General features: G+C 68.1%; 23 protein-coding genes. 10 read left to right on the plus strand and 13 right to left on the minus strand.

What is annotated here, in order from left to right; translation table 11 throughout:
- Positions 1-30 precede the first annotated feature (30 nt).
- From modA to U9983_RS05915, 8 genes are all read right to left on the minus strand, one after another.
- Positions 31-837 carry a molybdate ABC transporter substrate-binding protein gene (gene modA, locus U9983_RS05880; RefSeq protein WP_322753043.1) on the minus strand — a complete coding sequence of 269 codons (807 nt, stop codon included), beginning with the start codon at positions 835-837 and terminating at the stop codon, positions 31-33.
- A 57-nt stretch (positions 838-894) separates the two neighbouring features.
- Entirely contained in the window at positions 895-1,314 is a 420-nt protein-coding gene (locus U9983_RS05885; protein WP_322753044.1) for a TOBE domain-containing protein, read from the minus strand.
- 79 nt (positions 1,315-1,393) lie between these two features.
- Positions 1,394-1,723, minus strand: a complete 330-nt coding sequence (locus U9983_RS05890; RefSeq protein WP_322753045.1) for a lycopene cyclase domain-containing protein — start codon at positions 1,721-1,723, stop codon at positions 1,394-1,396.
- Positions 1,720-2,094 carry a lycopene cyclase domain-containing protein gene (locus U9983_RS05895; protein ID WP_322753046.1) on the minus strand — a complete coding sequence of 125 codons (375 nt, stop codon included), beginning with the start codon at positions 2,092-2,094 and terminating at the stop codon, positions 1,720-1,722. The genes U9983_RS05890 and U9983_RS05895 overlap by 4 nt, the downstream gene beginning before the upstream one ends.
- Positions 2,095-2,104: 10 nt before the next feature.
- Positions 2,105-2,803 carry a thiamine phosphate synthase gene (gene thiE / locus U9983_RS05900; protein WP_322753047.1) on the minus strand — a complete coding sequence of 233 codons (699 nt, stop codon included), beginning with the start codon at positions 2,801-2,803 and terminating at the stop codon, positions 2,105-2,107.
- Between the two features lie 49 nt (positions 2,804-2,852).
- Positions 2,853-3,176: an Rv2175c family DNA-binding protein gene (locus tag U9983_RS05905; protein WP_322753048.1), complete on the minus strand. Its 324-nt coding sequence runs from the start codon at positions 3,174-3,176 to the stop codon at positions 2,853-2,855.
- Between the two features lie 32 nt (positions 3,177-3,208).
- A complete protein-coding gene (locus tag U9983_RS05910; protein ID WP_322753049.1) occupies positions 3,209-4,801 on the minus strand; it encodes a Gfo/Idh/MocA family oxidoreductase in 1,593 nt (530 codons plus the stop codon).
- 182 nt (positions 4,802-4,983) lie between these two features.
- A complete protein-coding gene (locus U9983_RS05915) occupies positions 4,984-6,216 on the minus strand; it encodes an NAD(P)/FAD-dependent oxidoreductase (RefSeq protein WP_322753072.1) in 1,233 nt (410 codons plus the stop codon).
- Between the two features lie 171 nt (positions 6,217-6,387).
- Between U9983_RS05915 and pknB the strand changes: the two genes are divergently transcribed.
- From pknB to U9983_RS05960, 9 genes are all read left to right on the plus strand, one after another.
- Positions 6,388-8,343, plus strand: coding sequence for a Stk1 family PASTA domain-containing Ser/Thr kinase (gene pknB / locus U9983_RS05920; RefSeq protein ID WP_322753050.1), 1,956 nt, complete (start codon positions 6,388-6,390; stop codon positions 8,341-8,343).
- Between the two features lie 199 nt (positions 8,344-8,542).
- The gene (locus U9983_RS05925; protein ID WP_322753051.1) at positions 8,543-9,763 is read left to right on the plus strand and encodes a DUF5667 domain-containing protein; all 1,221 of its coding nucleotides are present in this window, start codon (positions 8,543-8,545) and stop codon (positions 9,761-9,763) included.
- Between the two features lie 182 nt (positions 9,764-9,945).
- The gene (locus tag U9983_RS05930) at positions 9,946-10,779 is read left to right on the plus strand and encodes an AfsR/SARP family transcriptional regulator (RefSeq protein ID WP_322753052.1); all 834 of its coding nucleotides are present in this window, start codon (positions 9,946-9,948) and stop codon (positions 10,777-10,779) included.
- A gap of 180 nt (positions 10,780-10,959) precedes the next feature.
- Entirely contained in the window at positions 10,960-11,124 is a 165-nt protein-coding gene (locus U9983_RS05935) for a lasso RiPP family leader peptide-containing protein (protein ID WP_322747434.1), read from the plus strand.
- A 220-nt stretch (positions 11,125-11,344) separates the two neighbouring features.
- Positions 11,345-13,195 (plus strand): lasso peptide isopeptide bond-forming cyclase, encoded by a 1,851-nt coding sequence (locus U9983_RS05940; protein WP_322753053.1) that lies wholly within the window; start codon positions 11,345-11,347, stop codon positions 13,193-13,195.
- Positions 13,196-13,214: 19 nt separating this feature from the next.
- Positions 13,215-13,481, plus strand: a complete 267-nt coding sequence (locus U9983_RS05945) for a lasso peptide biosynthesis PqqD family chaperone (protein WP_322753054.1) — start codon at positions 13,215-13,217, stop codon at positions 13,479-13,481.
- A 65-nt stretch (positions 13,482-13,546) separates the two neighbouring features.
- Positions 13,547-13,984, plus strand: coding sequence for a lasso peptide biosynthesis B2 protein (locus U9983_RS05950; protein ID WP_322747431.1), 438 nt, complete (start codon positions 13,547-13,549; stop codon positions 13,982-13,984).
- Positions 13,981-15,843 (plus strand): ABC transporter ATP-binding protein, encoded by a 1,863-nt coding sequence (locus U9983_RS05955; RefSeq protein ID WP_322753055.1) that lies wholly within the window; start codon positions 13,981-13,983, stop codon positions 15,841-15,843. The genes U9983_RS05950 and U9983_RS05955 overlap by 4 nt, the downstream gene beginning before the upstream one ends.
- A gap of 150 nt (positions 15,844-15,993) precedes the next feature.
- Positions 15,994-16,509 carry an LppP/LprE family lipoprotein gene (locus U9983_RS05960; protein WP_322753056.1) on the plus strand — a complete coding sequence of 172 codons (516 nt, stop codon included), beginning with the start codon at positions 15,994-15,996 and terminating at the stop codon, positions 16,507-16,509.
- Between the two features lie 246 nt (positions 16,510-16,755).
- On the opposite strand, the gene U9983_RS05965 is transcribed toward U9983_RS05960, so the two are convergent.
- The 5 genes from U9983_RS05965 to fxlM all read right to left on the minus strand — a co-directional run bounded on the left by U9983_RS05965 (position 16,756) and on the right by fxlM (position 24,986).
- On the minus strand, positions 16,756-19,092 hold the full coding sequence (locus tag U9983_RS05965; RefSeq protein WP_322753057.1) for a thiopeptide-type bacteriocin biosynthesis protein: 2,337 nt from the start codon (positions 19,090-19,092) through the stop codon (positions 16,756-16,758).
- Complete coding sequence (locus U9983_RS05970) at positions 19,074-20,315, minus strand: lanthionine synthetase C family protein (RefSeq protein ID WP_322753058.1); 1,242 nt, start codon at positions 20,313-20,315, stop codon at positions 19,074-19,076. Before U9983_RS05970 ends, U9983_RS05965 begins: the two co-directional genes overlap by 19 nt.
- The gene (locus tag U9983_RS05975; protein WP_322753059.1) at positions 20,316-23,399 is read right to left on the minus strand and encodes a lantibiotic dehydratase; all 3,084 of its coding nucleotides are present in this window, start codon (positions 23,397-23,399) and stop codon (positions 20,316-20,318) included. It abuts the gene before it with no gap.
- Between the two features lie 76 nt (positions 23,400-23,475).
- Positions 23,476-23,676 carry an FxLD family lanthipeptide gene (locus U9983_RS05980; protein ID WP_322753060.1) on the minus strand — a complete coding sequence of 67 codons (201 nt, stop codon included), beginning with the start codon at positions 23,674-23,676 and terminating at the stop codon, positions 23,476-23,478.
- Between the two features lie 14 nt (positions 23,677-23,690).
- Positions 23,691-24,986 carry a methyltransferase, FxLD system gene (fxlM, locus tag U9983_RS05985; RefSeq protein ID WP_322753061.1) on the minus strand — a complete coding sequence of 432 codons (1,296 nt, stop codon included), beginning with the start codon at positions 24,984-24,986 and terminating at the stop codon, positions 23,691-23,693.
- A gap of 164 nt (positions 24,987-25,150) precedes the next feature.
- On the opposite strand from fxlM, the gene U9983_RS05990 reads away from it, so the two are divergent.
- On the plus strand, positions 25,151-26,404 hold the full coding sequence (locus U9983_RS05990; RefSeq protein WP_322753062.1) for a hypothetical protein: 1,254 nt from the start codon (positions 25,151-25,153) through the stop codon (positions 26,402-26,404).
- The last annotated feature ends 47 nt before the right edge of the window (positions 26,405-26,451 follow it).

The raw sequence follows: 26,451 nt of genomic DNA on the forward strand, positions 1-26,451 counted from the left end.
CCAGGACGCGACCCAGGAGCGGGACATGGCTCACGAACCGGGCAAGAACCCGGCTTTGGCCAGCACCGCCTGTCCGCTGGGCGACAGCACGAACGCCTCGAACGCCGCCGCCCCAGCCGGGTTCGGCGCCTTGGTCAGGGCAGCGATCGGATAGGCCGTGGTGGCGTTCTGCGCCGCGGGGATCGCGATCCCCTTCACCTTCGCGGCCGCGGTCTGGGCGTCGGTGACATACACCATGCCGGCGTCGACCTCACCGAGTTCGACCGTGGTCAGGACCGCCTTCACGTCCGCGCCGTAGGTCGTCGCCGTGACCGTGACACCCGCGTTGGAGAAGACCTTCACGGCGGTCACCCCGCACGGGACCTGCGCCTGACACAGCGCGACCTTCACCCCCGGCTTCGCCAGGTCGGCGACGGCCGCGATGTTCGCCGGGTTGTTCGGCGGAGTCACGATCTCCATCGAGTTCTTCGCGAACGTCGTCGGGTTGGCCGCCTGCCCGGCAGTCACAACGGCTGCCATGTTCGTCGCGCTGGCCGAGGCGAACACGTCCGCGGGCGCACCCTGGGTGAGTTGGGTCGCCAGCGTCGAGCTCGCTCCGAAGTTGAACTTCACGCTCACCCCGGGATGCGCCGCCTCGAACTGCTTGCCGAGTTCGGTGAACGACTCGGTCAGCGACGAAGCCGCGAACACCGTCACCGTCCCGGTCAGCGCAGGTGTCCCCGCCGGCGACGTCGACGGCGGGGCGGTCGCGTTGGAACTGGTCGTACTCGAACCACATCCCACCAGAACCGCACACACCAGCGCACACAGCGCCCAGAATTTCGATCGCGTTCCCACGCATCCCCCTCAACGAAGAACATCCGCCGGCGTCGATGCACCGGCCGGACAGGCGGTTCAGCGGCGCTGCTGAGGAAGTTCCATCACCACGTTCGTCGACTTCACCGACGCCACGGCGATCACTCCGGGCTCCAGACCGAGCTCGTCGGCGGACTCCCGGCTCATCAACGACACGATCCGGTGCGGACCGGCCTGGATCTCGACCTGCGCCATCACCCCGTCCCGCACCACGCGGGTCACGATCCCAGGGAACCGGTTACGGGCCGACTCGCCCACCACCGCGGCGTCGACCGCCGGCGGCCGGTCCACCGACGCCGCGAGCTCCGTGCTGAACCGGGCCAGCGCCGCGCCCTCGACGGCTTGGCGGCCGCTGTCGTCGCGGACCAGCGGCAGTTTGCCGGCGTCCGCCCACCGTCGGACCGTGTCGTCACTGACACCCAGCAGGCCGGCCACATCCGAGATCCGCAAAGTCGTCACAGATGCACAATAGCCGACGTGCCTGCGGACTGCATTCGGGACAAACAACCGAACGTACGATTCAGCTGGGCCCACCGGCCTAGCCCTTGAAGCGATGATGCGCCGGCTTCGCTCCATCCAGACGGCGCCCCCAGTAGACCCACCAGGACAGCGTCTGGGTGACCAGGGCGAACCCGAACAGCAGATCCTCGACCGGGGCGTACACGAACCGGGGGCCGAGAATCGCGCGGGGATCGTAGGTGACGATCGCCAGGCCGGTCAGGACACCGTTCGTGATCAACTGGAAGACGATGATGATGGCATAGGCAACCCAGAAGGCCTTTCGGACAAGCACTCTGGTCCGCAGCACCGCGAGATCGAGGAGCACGGTGGCGGCGACGCCGACGGCCGCAAGCGCGGTGTAGCTCAAGGGCTGTCACCTGCGGGCATGTCACCCGCCGGCTCGTCACCCGCGGGCTCGTCACCGACCGGCCAGCCCTTGACCGCACGGACGGCTTCCAGCGTCAAGACTGCGCAGACCGGCACCACCAGAAAGAACAGCAGCTCCTCCAGCGGCAGCCCGCCGACCGGGCGCACCCCGGACATCTGGGCACGGTCATAGGCCCAGTGCCGCCGTGAGATCGCATAGACATCCCAACCGGTGAACACGACGCCCACCGGCAGCAACGTCAACAACAACCGCACCGGCCGCGCGTACACCCGGGTGCGAAAGATCACCTCCAGCGGCGCGGTCCCGATCAGACAGGCCGCGAGGACCGCGAGGTACGTCAGGTGCCGCACCGTGCTCGGGTCAGGCCGCGCGGAGCCGGCCGGTCAGGCCCGCCGCGGCGGCACCCGGGTCCGCTGCCCCGGTGATGCCCCGGACGACGACCACCCGCCGGGCGCCGGTGTCGAGGATCTCGTCGAGCGTTGTCGCGTCCACCCCGCCGGTGACGAACCACGGCTTGACCCCGGATGCGAACGGCGGGGCGAGCCGAGCGGCCAGACGCGGCAGATCCAGCCCGACCGGGGCGCGCCCTTGTTTGGTGGGCGTCGCCCACACCGGCCCGACGCAGAAGTAGTCCACGTCGGGATCCTCGATCGCGGCGGTGAGCTGTTCGGGATCATGGGTGGACCGCCCGATCAGCACGTCCGGGCCGAGCAGCGTCCGGGCGAGCCGGGGTGGGATGTCGCACTGCCCCACGTGCAACACGTCCACGCCGGTGAAAGCGGCGAGGTCGGCACGATCGTTGGCACTCACCAGCGCCGCGCGCCGCTGGGCGATCTCCCGCATCACGGCGAGCAGATCGGCCTCGGGCTGCCATTCCAGGCCTTTTTCACGGAGCTGGACGATGTCCACACCGCCGGCGAGAACGTCGTCGACGAACGCGGGAAACGCCGGCTGGCGCCCGGTGCACAGGTAGAGCCGAGCATCGGCGAGCCGCGCCTGCCGCACCGGCACCGTCGGCGACGGTACCTGCGAGATCAGATCACCAGAAGGCAGCACCATAGCCATGACCCTATGTGTGCCATGCCCCGGCCTGCGGCGCACCCCACGGTCAAAAGGCCAGGGCCTGGGCCCGGCGTTTGACTTCCCGGCCACGGTTTTCCGCCAGCGCCCGCACGGGGGTACCGGGCAGGGTCGGGTCTTCCCGGAAGAGCCAGTCGATCACCTCCTCGTCGGAAAACCCCGCGTCCGTCAGCACCGTCAGCAGGCCGGGAAGGCCTTTGACGATCGCTCCATCCACGATGAACTCAGCGGGCACCCGCAGGACGCCCGCTGAGCGTACGGCGAGCAGCTTGCGGTCTCCCACCAGCTGTCGTACCCGCGTGATGGGCAGCCCGAGCATGTCAGCGACATCGGGCAGTGTCAGCCAATCCACGGTCAAAGTAAACACCGGGCAACGGCTCTTGGTCACGCCGGGGTGACGGGGGCCGCGCCTGCGGCCACCGATCGGGTGGCCGCCTCCATCACGGCCACCACCCGCCGGGCCGCCTCCACCGGATACGGCATCGGCCAGCCCGAGACCAGGCGGTCCGCCAGCTCGCTGTGGAAGCCCGAGGTAGCCGGTGGCGGAAATGCCAGGCGGGTCCGGTTTCCGTCCCCGGTGACCAGGTTCAACGGGGCGGGGAAGGCCTCGGGCGTGCGCTCGGAATGCCGCCCGGATCGCGAGCCCGGCCCCGCCGACTCCGCCATGACCTCGCTGACGATCGAGCCGGTAGCGCCCATGGCATGCAACCTCGGCCACGCCACCGCGGCGAGGTCGGAGATCGTGACCTGCGCTTCGGCACCGTCGGCGAAGTGGAGCAGGATCCGGATATGGTCGGCGTTGCTGACGTGGTGCCAGACCCGCTTGTGGGCGGATGCCGACACCCACTCGACGGGTTCGGTCAGCAGGTCGAGAATCAAGTCCAGATGGGCGAACCCGCGATCGTAGATGACGCCCCCGCTCACTCTGACGTCGTCATGCCAGGTTCCGGCGGGACGCGCGAACGCACCCTGGAACGTCTCCAGCCACAGCACGTCGCCGACAGCGCCCGATCTGACCGCGGCCCGCAGTGCCCGGCAGCCGGGATCGTCGCGCTGGTCGGGGTGCACGGCCAGGACGAGGCCGCGTTCGGCCGCGGCGGAGATGAGATCGTCAGCCTCCTGGGTGGCCAGGCAGAAGGGCTGTTCGACGACGACATGCTTTCCGGCATCCAGCGCCCGCATGGCCCACTCGGCATGGGTGTGGGTCGGCGTGGCAACGATGACCAGACCCACCTCGGGGTCTGCCACCAACTCAGCTGGATTGGCGATCCGGCGGGCACCGCGGTCGCCACCACGACCCGACGGACGGGACCCACCGTCACAGACAGCGGTCATCTCCAGGCCTTCGGTCGCCTCGACGGCCATGTGGTGGGCGGCGGCGGAGTCGGCCGTGCCGAGCAGCCCCACCCGCACCGGCGGCGCATCAAGGACCCCGAGGGCGTGGCGTAGCCACCGCCCGATCAGCCGATGGTATGCCGGATCAGCCAGCACCCGGCCGCCCGAGCCGAGGGTGAACATGCCCAGCCCCGTGGACGGACGCCAGGTGCACACCGCATGATCGGCCAACTCGTGGCGAACCATCAGCAACTGCTGCACGTCGTCGACAATCTTGTCAGGTATGACCCACTGGTCGACCGGGCGGAAGTCGCCGATACGGGCGGTGAAGTCACCACCGTCCGGGCCAGGAATCAGGCTGAGCTCGTGAGCCGGGATCACTCGCCCGGGAAGCAGCCCCGACGCCTCGACCAGCGGACTGTCAGGTGGCAGCGACCGCAGGGTGGGGCCGGCGAGCAGCACGGGGACGGACTGGCGCGCGCGATCCAACACGTCCTGTTCGACCCCGTCGAGCGGCCGATCGATGAGCACGAGGAGGGCGTCGGCGGATCTCGCGGAGGTGGGCCCGAGCCCAGCGCCCCGCAGGTGGTCGCCGAGAACGCTCGCGCCGGGCAGGTTCGAGACCAGGTGAATGCGGGGCACGCAGGAACTGTAGTAATCGCCCGGGCGGCATCCCGACGGGGGTCTCGTCCCGAAACACCGATGACTCATGACCATACCGGTCGCTGCCCGCCCATCGGGCCAACAGCCGCGCAATCATGTTCCTACCCGCGCATGTTCGCCTACGCGCGGCCCCCAGTAAGAGCGCCCGGCCGAAGGCCGGATCAGCCCAACGGTGTCGACGCGTCCGCGAACCGGGTCGGGTCGATCGTGGCACCGGCGACCATCAGGCGCCGGCCACGCACGACATCCGCCGGTCGCCCGACGGCGACCACAGCCGCCAGCTGGCCGGCATCGTCGAACCAGCCCGCCGACCAACCCTTGGGCTGGCTCGGGTCGCCGCGCCACACCGGCTTCGCGTCGGCCGGGCGGCGACCCGCAAATTGGATCATTCGATCGAACTGGTCGGACCAGAAATAGGGCACCGGGTCATAGACCGCGACGTCCTCCGGAGGGGTACCCGCGTCTGCGGGCAACGGTGTAGTCGCGTCTGCACGCAACGGTGTAGTCGCGTCTGCACGCAGCAGGGTGGCCGCGGCGACAACCGGTGACTGCTGGGCACAGTCCCAGTGTTCGACCCGCATCCGTGTCGAGTAGCGCAGCGACCACCATGCGGCGCTGTCGCCGACGCAGACAACCGGTGTGGACCAGTCCGCGGCAAGGTGTTCGTCCACGACGACCCCACGGTCGAGCGCGAGCCCGCAACCGACGAGCCAACCGGTGGCCGGCCGGACCCCGACGCCAACCACGATCTCGTCTGCGAGCAGGTGCTCGCCGCCGACGAGTGCAAGCCCGTCCGGCTGGACGGCGTGGACCGCGGTGTCCAGCCGCAACGTCACGCCGGCCTGGGCATACCAGTCGATCATGCGAGAGCCGACCTCGTCCCCGAGCGCCTGCGCCAACGGGACGTCCGCAGCCTCGACGACGGTCACCGCCGCACCGGCGGCCGCGGCGGCCGTAGCCACCTCCGCGCCGATCCAGCCCGCCCCGACCACCGCGAGTCGCAGACCCGGACGCAGGACCTCCCGTAACGCGCGGGCATCGTCGATGGTGCGCAGTACCCGCTGGCGCCCGTCACCGGGCAGCCGCACCGGATCGGCACCGGTGGCGATGACCAGGCCGTCGAAATCGAGCGGACCACGATCGGTGTCGAGGGCCCCCGGCCGCAGCCCGGTGGCGCGGCGGCCGAGAAGCAGCTCGACATCGCCCAGGTCAACAGGCAACGTGGTGTCGTCCCTGCGTCCGGCGAGCACAGCCTTTGACAGTGGCGGTCGGTCGTACGGGAGGTGGTCCTCGGCACCAAGCAGGGTCAGCGTCCCGGTATACCCGCCAGCCCGCAGCTCCTGGCAGGTCCGGCCCCCGGCGAGTCCCGCGCCCACGACGACAATCCGCTCCATGTCGGCGAGGGTAGCCCGGTACCCGTTTCCCCGCGCAGGTTTCCCCGCGGTTTCGATCTGCCTGCGCATGACAGCTGCCGGCGCATCACAACGGGCCCCACCGGCGCATCACAACGGGCCCCATCCGACCGGATGCCCGCGACCGGAGCACGCGATCGTAAGCTGTGCCATATGGACGCGACCGTCACAGACCCCGTCATCGGACGGTTACTGGACGGGCGCTACACCGCGCAGGAACGCATCGCGGTAGGCGGCATGGCGACGGTCTATGTCGCGCACGACAACCGGCTTGACCGGCTGGTCGCTCTCAAGGTCATGCATCCCGCCTTCGCGCACGATCAGGACTTCGTCCGGCGCTTCCACCGAGAGGCCACCGCCGCGGCGCGGCTGAACACCCCGCGTGCGGTCTCCATCCTCGATCAGGGCAGTGACAACGGGCCCCACGGGCATGTCATCTATCTGGTGATGGAGCTTGTCCGGGGGCAGACCCTGCGCCAGCACATCGGCAACCGTGGTCGACTGACCCCGGCCGAGGCTGTCGAGATCATCGAGCCGGTCCTCGAAGCTCTCACGGCCGCCCACGACGCCGGCCTCATACACCGTGACATCAAGCCGGAGAACATCCTGCTGGGCAACGACGGCCAGGTGAAGGTCGCGGACTTCGGGCTCGCCCGGCCCGTCAACCAGGCGACCTACGCCATGACACAAGGTGTCGTGATGGGGACCGTCGGCTATCTCGCACCCGAGCAGGTCAGCGACGGCTCGGCCGACACCCGCAGCGACATCTACGCCGCCGGAGTCGTGCTGTACGAGATGCTGACCGGGCAGTTGCCCCACAGCGGCAGCACCCCGATGTCGCTTGCCTACCAGTCCGTGCACGGCGATGTTCCCGCGCCGTCCGCAGCCGTTCCGGGCATCCCCGCCGCGCTGGACACGCTCGTGCTCCGCGCCACCGCACGCGACCCGAACCGGCGGCCCGCCGACGGCGCCGCCATGCTGGACGAGCTGCGCGAGCTCGCGGCGTACCTACCGGAGCCCGGCCAGGAGCCAGCCCCGTCCGACGGCTACCCCGACCGCTACCCCGACGGCACCCACCCGGGGCTGGCTGCGGTCGACGGCTCCCGGGCGACCACCGGCTACGAACGTGGCGGGGGGGACCTGCACGGTCTCGCGCCGCACTACCGGCGACGGTCGCGATGGTCGGTCGGCAGGCTCGTGGCGATAGCCGTGGTCACGCTCATCGCCCTGGTCGCAGTGTTCGCCGGGGCAAGGGCGCTGTCCGGGCCGGGCACGGTACGGGTCCCCCCGCTGGTTGGTCTCGACCGGGCCACGGCGGAACGGACGCTCACCGAGGCCGGGCTGGCCGTGGTCTTCGATGATGCCGCCACCAGCGACACGTTCACCGAGGGCCGGGTCATGGAGCAGAATCCGGCCAGCACCGCCGAGGTGAAGCCCGGAAGTACGGTGCGGGTACGCCTCAGCCTGGGCAAGGCAAAGGTCCACGTGCCCGACGTCGCCACCCTGTCGGTGGCCGAAGCCCAGAGCAGGCTCACCCGCCAACAGCTCAACGTGACGCCTACCTCACGCCAGGAAGCCAACGCCGCGATCGCGGCCGGTAACGTGATCAAAACGGACCCGGCCGCGGGCACCGAGCTCGCCCAGGGCACCGCGGTGACGTTGATCGTCAGCACCGGCCCGGCCACCGTCATCATGCCGTACGTGATCCAGCTGACGTTCGAACAGGCCCGCAGCCAGCTCCAGACACTCGGTCTCACCGTCAACCGTGCGGACATCAACGACGACACCGTCGCCGCCGGCAGCGTCGTGCGCACCTCCCCCGACCCCGGGCAGCAGGTCAACCGCGGCTCGGCGGTCACCCTGTTCGTCTCCAAGGGTCCGCCCGACACAGGTGGAGGGGGCAACGGCGGGGACGGCAGCGGTCAGCTGGTCGACGTTCCCGATGTTGTCGGCCTCAAGTACCAGGCCGCCGCGCGAGTACTGCAACACGCCGGGCTGAAGGCCGAACGCGACTGGTTCCCCTTCTCCGGCGACACCGTCAAGAGCATGAACCCGCCCGCCGGAAGCCAGGTCCAACAGGGCACCAAGGTGACCCTCACGGTGGGATAGATCAAATGATGATTTGGCGATCGTTCAGGGTGGATTCCGTGCCGGCCGGATCAAACCGTCCGGACGAATCACCGTGGACGGCGAGGGCGAGATACGTGCCCGCGCGGGGTGTTCCCCGTCACCATGGGAGCGGACGGTGTATGCGGGTGCCGACCAGCGCCTGGGCTGCGCACCGTACAGGGGGAACGGGGGGGACGCCATGGGAGTATCACTCACCAGGCGACGAGCGGAACGCCTTGACCGGTTGATCGACGGTCGGCAGCCTGTCGTGGGCATGCGCGACCGCACCAGGCTGGACGTCGTCACCGCGCTGCGAGCCTGTGAACAGGTGTCGCCGCGCGAGGAGTTCCGCGCGTCCCTGCGCGCCCATCTGCTCGCCGAACCCCCGACCAGCGAGCTCCACAACCGCGAGCTCCACAACCGCGAGCTCCGCAACCGCGAGCTCCGCAACCGCGAGCTCCCAGCCACCGAAACCGTCAACGGCAAACGTCTGACCAACGAACGCCTGACCGGCGAGGAAAGGGCACCCGGGCGCGGCTCGCGCGCGTGGGTCGGTGCCCGCCCGGCTCTGATCGGCGCCCTTGCCACGTCGGTCCTGGTGACGGGTATCGCGGTCAACGCTCATCGGGCGGTTCCCGGTGAACCCTTCTACGGGCTCAAGCTCCGGGTCGAGCAGATCCAGCTTGATCTCACCAGCAACCGTGTCGAAAAGGCCAAGGTCCACCTCGACATCGCCCGGACCAGGCTGGGTGAGATCCAGACTCTCATGGACGACGGACGGCTTCCGACGAAGACCACCGAGATTCGCGGTCTTCTGGCAGCCTGGCGCAACGAGGCGGCGGCCGGCGGGGACGTGCTGGTCGCCGAGGCTCGCAACGGCAGCGACGACGCACTGCGCGCGGTCCGGGATTTCACCGCCGACCAGACCCGGGATCTGCGGACCCTGCTCGACGGCCTGCCCGGTGGTCAGCTGCGCACGATGGCATCCGACGCCCTCGACTACGTGCACGGTGTGGACGACACCCTCACCGCCGCCGGGTTCACGCCACCGTCGCGGGCGGGCGCTCCGGCCGCCGTTTCGACCCCGGTGGACCATTCACCCACGCGGGAACCGGTCGTCGGGGACCCGACCGCGGCGCTGCCGGTGAACCCCTCCGCCGCGCCGGCTTCCAGCGCGGGTCCTCCCACCGAGCCCACCGCATCGGGCCCGGCCACCGCTGACGTTCCGCCGAGCGCGGGCCCCGCTCCGAGCACCCCCGGGCGCCCGGGGAACGCACACGCCCCCACCGCCAGCCCCACGCCGGCGGCGACAACGCCGACAATCGGGACGTCGACGACACCGAGCACACCGCCCACCGGGACCGGTCCCGACCCTGACGGCATCGTGGCGAACCTGTTGAACCCCACCGACTCCGCCTGACACCTCCGGGCCTCACAATCCAAGGCCACTGGTTGACGAGCGATCGACATCTTCTTCATTCGCACGACTTTCCAATATTAACAGGAGTTTTGAATAACATTTCCAGATAATACGTGCCACCTGCGATACCCGACCGCGATAGCCGGGCTTAACCCGGCTGTCGACCGGGTACCGCAAGGCGTATGGGTGATACCCTGAGCGGGAAAGCTCTTTTTCGCATACTAGGACCACTGGAAGTATACGATCCGGACGGCGAGCCCGTGGATATTCATCAGGGCAAACCACGGGTACTGCTTTCCTTGCTGCTGCTGAACTCCAACACCTGGGTCGGCGTTGACCGGATTTGCTCCTCCCTCTGGGAGGACGAGCCGCCTCGTTCCGCCTCCGGAAACATCAAGACCTATGTCTCCCAGTTGCGTCATGCGCTGCCGCCCAGCCGGGATGCATTCGGCAGAATTGAAAGCAAAAGAGGCGGGTACCGCATCAACGTGTTGCCCGAAGAAATGGACTTCTCCATATTCGGGAGGATGGCGGACAGGGGTCGGGAAACATTGCGTTCCGGCACCCGCGAGAAAGCCATTGAATACTTCGAGGAAGCTCTGAAGCTATGGCGTGGTCAACCCTTCGAAGAATTGCCCGCGGACATCGCGCTCGCCGAGACCGCCCGGCTTGAGGAACAGCGCTGGGCAGTCTGGGAGGACCTGATGGATGCCCGCCTCGCCCTGGGCCAACCTGAGATCATCCTACCCACGCTGCGTGCACTCATAGTGGAATATCCGCTCCGGGAACGCCTCTGGGGTCAACTCCTGGTCGCACTGGACCGTTCGGGCCGTCGAGCCGAAGCCCTGTCCGCCTACCGGACCGTGTACGACCGCCTTGCAAACGATCTTGGAATAGAGCCCGGTGTCGACCTACGGCGGCTTCATCATCAGATCCTTTCGGCCGACAACGAGACGCTGGTGGCCGACAACGCCACCAACCCGGGCCTACCGTCCGATCAGTGCGGGTACCGATGAGGCGCATCAATCGGCGGATGTATGCAGGCTGAACCAAAATTGAACCTCTCGGTGGAACAGTTAACACCAGCCGGACACGGAACGTAGACAAGATACTGGTCCCGATCAGCGATCGGCCCAGTCGGAAAAGATCAGATCGTCCGGCGACCAGACAACCACAGACTTCGACGGGAGGGATCCATGAAGGCTTCCTACGAGGCGCCTGCTCTGCACGAGGCCGGCGCCTTCGCCACGATCACCGGTGGCCACTACTGGGGACACGGGCGTGACTTCTTCGGCCGGCGCCGCGGCTTCCGCGACTTTGGCGAATTTGAGGGACGCCGAGGCAGGTTCGGAGGTAAGTAGCCGGATCGACTCCTCACGTGTCGCGTGGGTGTCGGGTAGGACGCGTGGGTGTCGGGTAGGAGAAGTCTGGATTTCCGCCCACACCCGGCAGCAATCACCTGACAGGCCGTGAGCCGAACGGGGCGGGTGGTGGTGGCCCTACAGCTGCCGCCACCCGCCCACTCATCGGGGTATCGGGGTACTGGTACCGACCGCCGAGAAGGAACGGGGCCCTGACGAGATGACCGGATTTCCTACGCTGCCCACCGGAACCCCGTGGTTCGTGGTGCTACCGGACTCCGGTGTCGCTGCCGCGGTCGCCGCCGAGATCACCGACCATGCCACCGAGTCGGTCCGCTACGATTCTGGCCGGCCATGGCTGTTGGGCGACTGGCCCCGGGATGGGATCATTACAGCGGTCACGGGACGGTCCCGGATAACGCTGATAGGATGTTGCCCGGTCGACGTCGCCTACCTCACGCGCGTTCTCGAACGCACCCGGGATGTGGCCTCGCTCGACACCTTGGCCTGCTCGTTGCCAGGAAGCTTCCACATCATCGCCGAGATCGACGGCCGTCGCCGTGTCCAGGGCACCGCGTCAGGTACACGGCGGGTCTTCTACGTCGTGGTCGACGACCAGGTGATCGCCGCGGACCGGGCCGATGTACTGGCCGCTGTCACCGGTGGCGAGTTGGACATGCACGCCGTTGCACTGGCACTCCTCGACCCGATAGCGCCGTACCCGTTGGACGACCAGCCGATGTGGCGAAACATCGAAGCGGTACCGTCGGATCATTTCCTCCTGGTTGCCGGAAACGGGCGGCCAAGCCGGATTCGTTGGTGGCGACAACCCGAGCCTGTACTTCCGTTGGCGCAGGGCGCACGGCTGCTACGGCATGCACTCACCGAGGCCGTAGGCGTTCGCGCCGGTATGGGTGGCACTGTGAGCAGCGACCTGTCCGGCGGACTCGACTCGACCTCGTTGTGCTTTCTCGCCGCTCGGCATCCGATCGCTCTCGTCGCCTACACCGGAATCGGACGGGACCCGGGGGACGACGACGCGGAGTGGGCTGCTCTCGCCATCGAGAACCTGCCGACGGCAGTACACGAGATCCTGCCACGTGAAGATCTTCCACTTGTCTATGACGGAATCGCGACCACCGACGAACAGTTGGACAGGCCCTTCATCGGGATTATCGACCGGGCGAAAATGCTCGCCGGATTCCACCGGCTGGCCCCGTACCAACCCCGGGTGCACCTGACCGGACTCGGTGGTGACGAGGTCCTCGAGGGAACGCCGAACTACCTGTACACGCTGGTCCGCCGCCACCCGTGGACCGCCTTCGACCGGCTCCGCGGCTTGCGGGCCCACAACCGATGGCCATTGCCGGCAAGCCTGTGGATGATGCTGCGCCCGCGCTCGTACCACGCCGCTCTGTCCGACGTGGCCGCGCAGGTGACCGGCTCCGGGCGGAGGCAACCGCTGCCCGACCTGGACTGGGCCGCTGCGCCACGGCTGGCGCCGTGGGTGACCGCGGACGGCGTCTGCCTGGTGCGTGAGGCGTTCGACGCGGTCCTGGGATCGGCCCGCCCGCTGGCTGGCACCCGTGACCAGCACTGTGACATCCTGTCCATCCGCTCCGGGGCCGGAGCCGTTCGCCTGTTCTCCCAGCTCGCCGCGCCCAGCCGCATCCCGATCGCCGCGCCCTTCCTCGACGACCGGGTCATCGAGGCGTCCCTCATGGTACGTCCGGAAGAACGGTCCACCCCCTGGGAGTACAAGCCGCTACTCAAGGAGGCTATGCGCGGAATCGTGCCAGCGGTCTCGCTGGGGCGCGTCACAAAAGCGGAAGGATCGACCGAGGAAGAAGCAGGGCTGTCTGCCAACCGTGACTGGCTGCTGGCATTGTCCGAGGACTCGATGCTTGCCGCTCTCGGACTGGTCGACGCCGAGAAACTACGGGCCGGCTGTCGGTACTCCCACGGGCCTTCGCTGGCTCACGAGCCCCTTCAGCAGACCTTCGCTTGTGAGATGTGGTTGCGGGTACTCGCCGGCGACCGGACCGTGAAGGCGCAGCCTACTCAGGCGTAAGGACTCCGTGGGAGAATAGATGCTGGTGCTACGCAAAGGCGTCGTCCACGCGGAAACCGACTATGGGATCGGGCTCCTGGATGAACGCAGCGGCCGTTACTGGACACTCAACCCGATCGGGGCACTTGTCCTGCGGCTACTGCTCGACGGCGGCAGCACCGCCGAAGCAGCCGACGCTGTGGTCAACAGTTACGAGGTGGATGTCACCACCGCGAACCGGGACATACAGACCCTGCTGGCCCAACTCGACACGGCCGGGTTGATCGCCACCGACTGCGCCCGCTGACGGGAGCCACCCCCGTCCGTCGTCGCACGCCGAGCGGAGCACGTTCACGAGGAAGGTGCCGCCCGATGAGCACACCCATGTCGTTGCCCCGTCGAGGAGGAGAACTGCCACTGCGCCGACGGCCACTGGCGATCGCCGCGGTCGTGGCCGCCAGACTTCTGGCCACCCAGCCGCCCGGCCGGATCCGTTCCGTCCTGACCTGGCTGCAGCACGGCGCTCGGCCGGCCGACTACGAGCAGACACTGGCCGCACGGGAGGCCGTTATGACGGTGAGCATCCTGTGCCGGGGCGCGCAGGGCTGTGTTCCCCGGTCTGTTGCCACCGCGCTGCTCTGCCGGGCGTCAGGAGTGTGGCCGACGTGGTGCGTCGGCATTCGCAGGGTCGCTCCGTTCGCGGCGCACGCTTGGGTGGAGGCGGAAGGCATCATGGTGGGCGAACGGGAACCGACCGGCTACTTCCGGCCGCTGGTCGCCGTTCCTCCCAAAGGCGTCCCGGTGCCATGAGCGACGCATCCCGGGGTATCGCGACGGAGCCGCTTCCAGCGGTTCCCGAGGGTCGCAAATGGCCGATCGGTGACTTGTGGCGCCTGCTGCGCGGGCACGGTCGACCCATCGGCATCGCGACCGGGCTAACCCTGATCGGAACTGTTCTCGGAATTGCGCAGCCGCTCCTGGTGAAAAACGTGATCGACGCCGCGCAGGCTGGCGGGATCCCCACCTGGATGGTCGCGCTGCTTCTCGTGTTGTTCGCCGGCCAGGCATTGATCGACAGCTGTGGGAACTACCTGTTGGGGCGCACCGGCCAGCAGATTCTGTTCGGCCTGCGGACACGCCTGATCGGTCACCTGCTGCGGCTGCGCATCGGAATCTACGACCGGCAGCGGATGGGTGACCTGATCTCGCGCGCCAACACCGATACGACCCTCGTCCGAGAGGCCGTGGCCTACAGCTTCACGGTGATCGTCACGAGCTCGATCGGTGTGATCGGGACCGTGGCGGCGATGATCTGGCTTAACCCGTTGCTGTTCCTGATCGTACTGGTCGCGGTCGCGGCAGCCGCCACGATGGTGCTGGGCGTGTTGGTGCGTATCCGTGTCACCTCAGAACGCAGTCAGGCCAGCGTCGGGAACATGACCGCCGACCTCGAAAGGGCGCTCAGCGCAATTCGTACCGTCCGGGCCAGCCGCGCCGAGCAGCGAGAGGCCGAACGTATCGGCGTGCATGTCAAAGAGGCCTATCACGCCGGGGTGCGGATGGCCAAACTGGACTCGATTGTCACCCCTGCGGTCGAGTTGACCATCCACGGTTCGATTCTGGTGATACTGCTCGTCGGTGGAGTGCTCGTCGCGAAAGGCTCGACATCGCTGGGCGATCTCGTCGCATTCCTGCTCTACGTCACATACCTTGTCATGCCCCTCTCCGAACTGTTCGAGGCCGCGGGCACGATCCAGCGGGGTATGGGCGGGCTGCAACGGGTCAACGCGGTCTTCACGCTCCCGCGCGAAGCCGATGAACAGGACGGAGCCGGGCAGTGGTACCCCAGCTGGGACAACGGCCGGCCAGTGGCCCAGGCTGCGCGCACCGACAGCAATGGCAAGGTAGTCGGCCGGTCGCACGACACACCGGCGATCGAGTTTCGTGGCGTGCAGTTTGGTTACGGGACAGAGCCGGTACTTCGCGACGTGTCATTCACAGTGCCGAGTCACGGCCACATCGCACTGGTCGGTAGGTCCGGTGCCGGCAAGTCCACCGTGCTCCAGCTCATCGAACGATTCTACGACCCGGACCGTGGGGAGATTCTGTTCGACGGGCGGGACGTCCGCACCATCGACCGCTCGACGGCCCGCGCCTGGGTGAACCTGGTCGAGCAGCAGGCCCCGGTACTACAGGGCACCCTCCGCGACAACATCCAGTATGCCGCACCCCACGCGACCGAGGAAGATCTCGAATGGGCCGTCCGCACCGCGAGCCTGACGGATCTGCTCGCGCGGGTGCCCGCCGGCCTGGATACCGAAGTCGGTGACCACGGTGTCCTGCTGTCCGGCGGGGAACGCCAACGGGTGGCCATCGCCCGGGCTCTCCTGGCCCGGCCCGCCGTCTTGCTCATGGATGAACCGACTTCGCAGATGGATTCCATGAACGAACACGCGCTGACCCAGGCGATGCGGGAGATCTCAGCCACCGGCGCACTTCTGGTTATCGCACACCGGATCTCCACGGTACAGGCGGCGGACCGCATCATCGTGCTCGACAAGGGGCAGGTGGTGGCCACCGGCCGGCACGAGGAACTGTTGCTGACGAGTTCTCTCTACCGACGACTAGCTTCCAGTCGGCCGGAATCCGGCATAACCGCTGACCGCTGACCGCTGACCGCTGACCGCTGACCGGGAAATATCGGTGTGACGTTGCGACGGCCGACGAAAGGGATATGCGGGATGCGGTGGACAACCGGGTGGCCGGGAGCGAGGCAGGCGTCTAGATTCGCCGGACAGGCCTGAGACAAGGAGCTATTCATGATCTTAAGGCGCTCTTTCGTTATTTCTATGATGATTGCCGCCGTCGTGCTTACCGGCTGGGGTGGCGGAGTCGCCCGTGCGGCGCCGGTATCACCGTCGGCGACGCCCTCGCTGAATCTTGATCAGGCCCTGACCGCCATCCGGTCACAGGGGTACACCGCCACCCAGACAGGCGGCTTCAAACAGAACGACGATCTCAGCGTGATCGTCGCGCGGCGGAGCGGCTCCGTGGACGGGCACCCGCAGCGCGCCTTCCTCTTCCACCGCGGCCGCCTGGTCGGAGCCGACACCGCACGGCCGAGTGCGACCATCCGGTGGATCTGGTCCACCAGCGACGTCGTGGCCATCGGATACGATTTGTATCATTCCAACGATCCTCTGTGCTGTCCGACCGCGGGTGCGGCGACGGTACGCTACCGCTGGGACAAGATAAAGGTCGCGTCCCTTGACCCCGTTCCGCCCGCCAGCTGGTCGGCTCCCGTAAGCCGCCGAGCGGTGAACAGCACGGGATAACGAGTCACGGGCTAGCGATACGGGATCCAGGAAAGCTCGGCTCTCCTCCGCTCCTACCGCGGCGATCTGCGTCGTGTGCTGGCAGCAACTTGGGCATGACGCGCTCCTCCTCAGCGCACCCACATCCTGACCTACCGGACCTGCTCCCGGCTTGAGGAATTCAACGCTTGGCGGTCCACAGACATCGAGATAGTCGGCGAGCTGGGCCGCGATGCGGTGGCTCTTGGGACCGTGGGGCGGTGATGGTCAGCTCGTCCTCGATGCTGTCGGCTTCGCGGAGGGTGAGGTAGGTAGAGGCTCCGCCAGCGACGACGAATCGTCGGTCATGCTGACATACCGGCCGTCTCTACCCATTTCCTGCCCGTCTGGCACGTCGAGGGCCTGTACCAGTACGGTCGTGGCGGTCTGAACGGATGCCATCAGGTCGTCCAGTAGCGATCCAGGGATGGATCCTGCGCCCAGACCGGCTCGCTCGACGAGCGCCGTCAACTCGCTGGCCTGGGCCGGGGTCATCTGCGCCCGGCAGACGGGATGGCCCAGTACTTCCCGGGCTGCGAAGGCGTCTGCGGATTGTTCGGCCTCGTCGATCAGCTCAGCGCACAGGAGCTCTACCTCGTCGTGGAGTGCCCCCGCGGAGAGGTCGACCGCTGTCAGGCCAAGTCGGATATGGAACAGTGTTGTGGGTCGGTCGGAGGAGAGGCGGGCGGCCCGGACCGCGTCGAGCATGGCGTCAAGGTCGACGATGTCCCGCCGTGCGGCTTTGATGTTGGTGTATGCGCGAAGGCATGCCGCCACGGCGTGTTCCCACGGTTGGCTCGCCACGCTGCTGTTGATGAGGGTGAGCGCAGAGTCGGTGTATCCGCCGAGCGCGTCCGCGATGATACGCGTCTGACGGGATTCACGGAGCTTTTCCTCGGCGTCGTCGTACCGTGCTGCGTGCGCTGCGGCATTCTCCCAACGGCCGGCGGCGACCAGGTGGCGGGTGCCATCGTCGCGCATGACAGCGCGAAGCCACCGGGCCCCTGTGGACTGCTCGCCGTCCACAGGGGTGAATCCGTTAAAGGAGATGAGCTCGCCGTGGATCACGGCGTCACCACCGGCGCGGACGGCGCGATCTATCCGGTCAAGATCGCGGTAGGCCCCTTCGGGGTTTCCGGCCCGGCAGGTTAGACGAGCGAGGTTCACCAGCGGCTGAAGTGAGGCTATGGCCGCGCGGCCGGATACGGGCCACGCGGCATGGAATATCTGGAATTGCCGTCGGCACAGGTCAACCGCGAGGAAGGGTAATCCGCAGTCGGCCGCGATCAACGCCGACAGGTTCCACACCGTACAGGCCAGATCGATCCGGTCATGCGGGTTGGCCGGCTCGTGGCAGGCCTCCGCGCACTCGCGCACGGTGCGTACGCGGGTTTCGAGGTCTGTGCAGCGGAAACGGCGCTGCTGGACGAGGGGAAAACGGGCCACGGCCCGTTCCGCGTCGCCGCCGGCTGGCAGGGCTGGACGTATCGGCTGTGTTGTGGCGCCGTTGCGTCGGATCGCTGGATGGCGGTCGGCTGGCCCGGCGGGCGGTTCTAGGATGGCGGCGCGTGCCGCCCAGGCGAGGATGCTCTGTACCCGGACGGGCAGTCCGAGACGGTTCCAGTGAAAGATCACCAGATAGCTCGTCACCTCTCGAAGGCCCCGCCCCAGTGTGCCCGCGCGGGCCGCGGCGCCCAGGGTCTGGCCGGCCTGGCGGAAGGCGTCGGCCCAGCCGGCCGCGGAGGCAAGAGGGCCGTCGGTGCGCAGCAGGGGCCCGCCCGGAGTAGCGTCGACGAGCATCAGCCGCCTGACGTCGCCGGCCATCGCTGTCAGCTTCGACGTCGCGACGTCAGCAGGCAGGGGCCGTTCCAGGGCGACCCGGTGCCAGACGTCGCCTTGTTCGTACCATTCCAGACCCGCCGCGCGCAGCAGGCTGGTACACAGGAACAACGACAATTCGCGTCGGCCGAGCCCCGCGCCGCGGTTGCGGATCAGGTTCACGATGGCGCTGCTGTCGGCACAAAACAGTTCGTGGGCCAGGTCCATTCCAATCCGGCCGCCGAACGCCGCCGTCTCTGCCTCGTATATTCCTGTCCACCACCGGGCGATCTGGCCGTCGGCGACGAGGTCGTCGAGGGCCGCCGCGAGGCTGGTTTTCACGGTGTGCCCGGCCGGTCCTGGTTGGAGCCGAAGCCTCCAGCAGGGGTATTTGCGCATGAACCACCATGCGGTGACGGCGCCGCGGTTTTCGGCATGGTGTAGCAGCGGCGCGATACGGCCGACGGCGGTCTGCTCGGCGGTGTTCCAGTCGGTGAACTCGATGTAGAGCTGCCACCAGCCCACGGTGAGGTGTTGTTCGAGGGCGTGCCGTCCGGACTGCCGGTAGATCGCGGCGGCTTCAGCCAGGTCCGCCGGCTCCATGCGCTCTTCGTGGGCGGCTTCGCCCAGTGGCGTGCCGGTCAACACCTTCAGAACGGCGCTCTCGACATCTCGCACGACACCAAGTGCGTTTTCCGTGCAGCCTTCTTCTCCCGCTGCTCGCGGCATCAGTCGATCAGCAGACATGCGTCCCACCTGGAGAGTGGCGCGACGGTGTGCGCGGCGCTGTGCAGGGCGAGGGCCGTGCCGGCCGCCCCATCCAGGAGCCCGGGACCGGCCGCGAGTCCGAGGCGAGCGCACCGAACCAGGTTCTCGGCCAAGCGCGGCAGATGGTCGGCAAGGGTCGGGGTTGCGGCGTCGTGGGCCGCGCGCCAGACGGTCTGGTACACCCCGGCCCAACCGTGGCACAGCCCACCGTTTTTGATCCGCCCCAGCTGCACGGAATCGTCCAGACACCGGACGAGTACCTGCTCATACGTCTGCTGGCGGCGGGCATCACCGAGGGCGAGGCCCGCGAGCTGGCCGGCGCGGGCAAGACCGGGCGTGCCGTAGCACCAGCTGGGGCGAGCCGGGCTGGGTTGGCTTGCTCGGCCGCGGCGCAGGTCGGACAGGGTGATCCATTCTGGCCACCAGGGTCCGGCTTCGCCGTCCTGCCGCCAGGCGTCGAGCCATGCGCAGATGGCTGTGATCGCCTCGTGCTGCCCGTCGACGGTGATGCCGCGCCGCATCGCCTGACTGAGCAAGGCCAGCGGCCCGGAAATCCCGTGGGCCATGCCGAGGTTGCCGTGCCCGCCACGGTAGGCAGGAGAAAGACGGCGGTGCGGATCGTGGCCGACCCACCAGCCCGGCAGGACCTCGCCGTCGACCCTATGCGGCTTGGACAAGGCGACGAGGTAGTCGAGAATCCGCTCCATCGCGCTGCCCCGGGGGTCGCGTCGCAGCAGCAGCGCGCCGATCCCGCTCAGGCCGAAGAACACGTCGTATTCGCGGAACCCTGGGAGCGCCCCGGTCGTGATGCGGGCCATCGCGGCGTCAGCTCGGCGGTGCGCGATCGCGGCCACGTGCCCGTCGACATCGGCGAGGGCGCCGCGGTAGTGGCCTGTGTCGTCTGCTGCCGCGGCGCCCAGCATGAAGGTGATCGCCGGTGCGCCGAGGTACAGGCCGGTGTTGTCTGTTGTGTTGGCGTGACCGGCAACCGCGCTGCGGATCCAGCTGTGGGCCTGCTGCCACGTGCCGTGCCCGGCGTGGGCGCGTTCGATGTGCAGCAGGGCAATTCCCGCGGCGCCGCTCGTGAGGGACTGTGGTGCCCAGGGTTCGTTCTCGGGCGGGGGTTCGGGCAGGGCCAGCCGTGCGGCGTAAAGATCAACGGTCTGCGCGATGCCGGGTTGGGAGGTTGTCGAGGTAGCCACTCAGCTCTCCGTGCGGTGAGCGGTGTGGCGCAGCGCGCAGGTCCGTGCGAGCCGACCGGTGACCCGTTCGACAACCGGGTCGACACCGACAGCGCGAATGTGGTGCAGGTGCAGGAGCGATCGCAGGACCGTCATCGGGTCGCGTTGGTCGGCGAGGGCATCTCGGTAAACCGCCAGCGCGACGGCGCGCGTGCGCCATGCGGCCAGGACGTCGCATCCGCCGGGCAGGGATCGCAACCTCGTCCAGGTGCCGTGTGGGTCGGCCAGTTCCAGTGCCTGTTCTCGTAGCGCGGGGTCCAGCCTTCCGTGTTCTTGACGAAGTTCGCGGATCAGCCAGCCCAGCCCTGTGTGTGCGGACCTGGTGTAGCTCACCGACAGGTCGACCAGGCTGGCGGCGGCCAGGGCCTGGGGATGCACCCCTGCGCGGATGGCTGCGCTGATCTGGGCGACGGCGGAGGCCGAGTCGGCGGCGAAGACGTCCTGGACGTAGTCCAAGACTGGGCCGTGTCCGTAGCGTCCCGACTGGGGTTCGTAGGTGGTGAGCGAGACGTGCGAGAGCAGGTGTTCTCGGCGCAACCCATCCGCCCACCCGGCGAGGCGTTCGGCAGCTGAGCCGTACGCGGACGGCTCCGGCAGCCAGAGGTACACGGCGAGGTACTGATCGATCTCGGGGCTGCGCATCTCGCGATGCCGGCGGAACCACCAGCGCGGCCTGTGGACACCGAAGGCGTCGATCAGGCGGGGAATGTGCTGGGTCAGGAGCTCATCGAAACGTTCCGGATGCCCGTACAGCTGCGCGTACACGATCGTGGACCCGCCAGGGAGGTGTCCGGCATCGGTGGCCACGGCTCGCGGTGAGCCGATGATCGACCCGTGGGCCGTGGTGGCCTGAGCGTCCAGCACCAGGGGGATAAGCACCTCGTGCGCCCGACCCAGCCAGGCCACGTCCGGCAGGGTCGACGTCTCACGCAGTTCAAGGCGGCCGGCGCGCTCCAGCCGAGTGCGCAGCAGGAGACGGTGGAGCGGGTGGCCGAGATCCACCGGTTGCCGCCGGTCGTGCTCAACCATCGCGACGTGCTCAGGAATTCGCCACCCGGCGCGCCAGGCATCCAGCGCGGCGTCCCACTCGGCCATCGAGGCGCCGCGGCCGGGGAGTTCACCGGCTGCCAGCAACCAACGTGCCGGGGACAGAACAGTGCGTCTGTATCGAACGCGTGGAAGGTGCGGAAGCTGTGCCGCCGCGCCGAAGTGGAACCCCTTGTACACAGCGGATCGGGCGGTTGTGATCTCGGCGAGGAACCTCGCGAGTGGCGGGGTGTGCACGCCGGCCTCCAGGGCGTGGGTGACCCGCGGCTCGATGTACCGGCCGGTGGACATCTGGACGAGGTAGAAGCGGCGGTCGTCCACGGTGACCGCGAGGTCCGTCAGGGGGATCAGGTGTACGTCCGGTTCGCGGTGTTCGGCCACAGAGATCACGTGCGTCAGGAGCTGCTCCGTGCGAGCGACGTTCTCGTTGCGCCGCTTACGCGGGGCGAAGGAGAGCTGCGCGGTGATCGCGTCGGTGCCGGTCGCGGCGAAGGTTGCCGCGATCAGGTCGCGGCCGTCTGGCGGCAGCAGGTGGACGTGGCGGCCGGCCATGCTGCTGCCAGGCCGTGGCGTCCCGGTCACCGCCACCGTGAACCGGCCGCGGGCCAGCGCCTCGACGGACGTGGATCGGATCTCTACGGCCACCTCGACTCGAGCGGGCATGTGCACGTCGGCCGGATCGCTGGCCGCAAGGTCATCGATGACCTGATCAGTCAGGACGATCTCGCCGCTGCCAGCCAGCGTGGCCCGCTGGATCAACGCCAGCAGTTTCTCGTCACGTTCGCTCACCTGCCGGGCAGTGCGCCCGTGTGCCGAGCCCAGATAGTCGGCCGGAACTCCCAGCCCGCTGTCGGAAATCAGGTCCGTGACCAGCACGCAGGCGCCTGTCCCGTAGCGGGCCCGGAACCGGGAGTGGTAGTCGCGCCAGGCGGGATAGCCCAACGGATACGGGGAGAGGCGGTAGAGGACGTGGACGGCGTCGCGGGCTTCCCGAGCGACCTGGTCCGGGATGTGAACGTCGCACTTCAGGATCGTGTCGACGATCAGCGGCACGTCGGTGGCCTCACTCAGCGGGTGCATCCGCTCGGTCACGACCGACCTCGACGCGAGAACCCGGCCGGCAACCGAAACCCCCTGGTGGATCTCGAAGATCGCGTGGACAAGATCTCTGATCTCTGGAATGGTGTGGGCGTCGACGGCTTCCAGCTGCGCGCACGCATGGCCGAGCGCATCCAGGGAGGTCATCGGCGCTGACAGATTGCTCAGCAGGATCCCCTGGTCGAGCAGGCCCGTGAGCATCTCGTCGATCCGCGGCGCAATGGCGCCCTGGAAGCGGTCCATGAGCAGCGTGCGCAGGTCGCCGAACGTCACGGGTTCCCGAGCGGCATCCAGCGCGGCGCGGACCGCTCGGCTGTGGCGCACGGACACCTCGATCGGAGCCAACTCGTGCGTGACTCCATCCGGCGTCGGCGCGGGCGCCACGAACCGGTCGCCGCGCACCATCCCGGCGCCGTTGACGACCACCGACAGCCGCTCTCGCAGCATCGGGCACCGGTGCAGGCGTGCGAGGACATCACCGAGCCAGCTTGCGTCCGCCCGGACCGCGACCCGATGGTCGCGGCCCCACCGCACCTTCGCCCCGGCACCGATCCGGGCCAGCCCGACCCCGGCGAAAAGCCCGAACGGAGTGGGGCGCCGCTGCCACCGAAGCAGGTAGGACGCCACCGAGATCACGGCCCGACGAACCGTTCGGGCGTCACCGCCGCTAAAGGTCAGGACGTCGTCAATCTGCTGGGATAACGCGGGACTCGCCTGACCGATCGCCGCGCGAATCTCCTCACGCTGCCACGTCGCCGACAGCCACGCCAGCCCTTCCTGCGCGGCGTCGGCGCCGAACAGGTCCAGGTCTTCCGGTAGATCCAATTCGCCCGGATCGGTGCTGGCACGTAGCAGTGCCGCGCCGACCCACCGGTACACCGCCGGCGATCTCATCGTCATGTCGCCTCCCGCGACACCGCGGCTATGCGGGGGCTGTGGGTGGCAGGGTGGGCCGCACCGACAGTCCCCGCATACGTCAGGACGGGTCGTCCGCGAACGAGTTGCAGGAGCTGTCGTTGCCCGAGCAGGTGTTGCCGCAGCCGTCGTCGGTAGGGCAGTCCCCCATGATCGGCCCGTACGCCACGAGAACCCGTACATCGAGCGTGAACTCGTCGTCTTCCTCGCCAGGCCGTTCGGCCAGCGCCGTGGCGCCCCCGGACACCGGAACCTCTGACATGTGCCTCATCCTTCTTACTCGGCGTGATGATGCTGTGCGCCCCGACCAGCCGCGACGTTCGCCGCTCCCGGCCAGGAGATCGTGATCCGGCTGTGCTTCTTGTCGATGACGCATCCTGCCGGCAGCTGGTCATCGGTGGTGCCGACGGGGTGAACGCGGAACTGCGGTCCGGGCCCGTGGCGGTGTTCCCGCCCCCAGACCCGCAGCTGGTCAGCAACATGCCCGGCCAGCTCGGCCGCGCCCGGACCGAAGGCATGCACACCGAACTCGACGTCCATCTGGTCGACCGCGCCGCGCGTCGTGACGTAGGCGAGGTTCCCGCCGGCGACGGCGGCCATCGCGGCGGAGTGGCTGCCCGGTGGGGAGACGAGACCGGTATCCAGTTTCCTGTCCAGCACGACGCGGCAGAAGCCCGGCAGCATGGTTGCGAGCCACATCTGTGCGCTGGCCCACGGCTCGAAGCGGCCTATGGTAGTCCCGCTCCAGACTTCCACCCGCGGCGTGTCGAGTACGCCCTCCAGCAGGCCCGGGTCGACCGGGGACTCCTCCTCGAAGCGCAGGGTGATCTCGCCCCCGCGCATAACCAGCAGCGTGCCCTGGTGCGCCCCGGAGCCCTGCATGGGCACGAAGCCGAACAACCGGGACGACCGACTGGCCAGATACCCGTCGGCCCGCTCGAATGCGATCACGCGCGACAGGCCCCGCAGCTGCAACGGCACCACCAGACGACCGTCCTCGGCCAACTGATCCACCCACGCCGGCGGAACGTCCCACGCACCGACAGTGACTAGTATCCGGTCGTACGGGGAGCGTTCGGGGACGCCGAACTCTGCGTCGGCGAGCACAACGTTCACCTGTGGGTAGCCGGCTTGCGCGAGCAGACGGCGCGCCCGGTCGGTAACGTCCTTGTCGATGTCGACCGTGGTGACCTGACCGGACGGACCGACGAGCTTGGCCACCAACGCGGCGTTGTACCCGCCGGAGCCGATCTCCAGGACCTTCATGCCGGCGGTGATCTTAGCCTGTTCCAGCATGTACGCCTGGACCTGCGGAGCGGATACCGAGCTGATTGAGCTCCCGAAATCGTCACGCTTGGTGACTACTCCATTGTAGAGCTGGTAAGCCTCCTCCAGCTCCACCCCCGGAGCGAATACCTCCCGGCGGACCTTGCGCATCGCGGCCTCGACCGGCATCGAGACGATCGCGCCCTCGGCGAGGAGATCGTCAACCATCTTCCTGCGCAACTGCGTTGCGCGGTCGAGGCCGGCAACGTCGCTGTTCGGCTCTGCGGGTGAAGCCACGTTGATCACACGATCTTCCTTGTCGTCCGTGGGTGCGGGTGGCGAGTCGTACGGCCATCGGCGGCTGATCGGCTCGTCCGATTGAGAATGCCGGTCGCGAGCACGATCGACTAGGCCAACGGGTAGCCGTGTTGATGGTCATCGACCGAACACCTGGACATATGCTGGACAGCATGGTGGCCGTTCCTTCACTTTCCGTCGATGAAGTCAAGGACAGTCTGAAGCGCGTCCGTCAGGGCCATGGCCTGGCCCGTCCCACCGCGCTGCTCACCACGCTGCCCGAACCGCTCCGGGCCCACCTGGCGGACGGCAGGGTGAGCGGCCCTGCCTCGGCGGAGGAGGTCACGCTGCTCGTGGCCGTGTTCCGGCAGGCGATCGAGGGGTTGACCGAAGACGAGCGCCTGTACGTCGAGGTCGACTTCAACCTGGTCGCCGAGCATCGGTACCCGACGCTCACCGAGCGGCAAGAGTCGCTGGCGCGCCAGCAGAGGTGCGCGGCGAAGACGGTGCGCCGTCGCGGCGACCGAGCGCTGGACACCCTCGCCTACCTGCTCCTGGCCAACGAACCTTCGGTGATCATGTCGACCGCCAGGAGCCCGGCGACCACGTCATCCCCCGATCAGCGTCGGCCGCCGGCTGATCAGAACGCGCTCTGGTGTGAGGACCTGCGGGCGTTCTGGCGGCTGTCCCACGGGTCGCGCGTCGACATCGTCTGCTCGGAGATCCCCGCGAACGAGCGTCCGGAATATGCCTCGCCGGCCGACCGCAACTATCTTCGTTACGCGAAATTCGCCGACCTTGACACGCTGATTTACCTGCGGACTCGATTCGCTCAACTGGCCCCGACCGTGACGATCCGCGACTTCGCCCCATCCGAGTACTACGACACCCAGGCCGACGTTCTGGTGGTGGTCGGCGGACCACCATGGAACGCCAAATACCGCGAGTTTCTCCCGCGGCTGCCGTTCTTCTTCGAGCCCCATCCACTGGGCGAGGACGACCCCTTGGTGGTGCCCGGCTTGAAGGGTCTGGTTCTTGGTCCACGCTGGACTGAGCGCCATGAGCTGCTGGAAGACCTCGCCGTCTTCACCCGGCTCACGCTCGCCCAGGGCACCACCGTCTTCCTGCTCAGCGGCTGCCTCACCCTCGGGGTGCTCGGCGCCGCCCGCTGCCTGCTTGAAGCCGAGCGCGGGGCACGCAGCTTCCGCTACATCGCCGAGCACGTCGGCGACGCGGACTTCGTCCTGGTAACCGAAGCCCGGCGGATCGGCGGCCTCACCGATGTGGCCGATCTGACCATGGTCAGTCCGCTGCTCCTGCTCGCCCGCCGCAACAACGACCCCTTCGCCGTGCACGTCGACAACTCCGGCCGTTACCTCAACGACCAGACCGGTACGGGGATCCGCCGCATTGATCACGTCCGCTGATTTCCGTACGTATGTGATCAATCTACCTCGGCGGCCCGACCGGCGGG

It is taken from the genome of Protofrankia sp. Cas3, assembly GCF_963555955.1.
Taxonomy (GTDB): domain Bacteria; phylum Actinomycetota; class Actinomycetes; order Frankiales; family Frankiaceae; genus Protofrankia.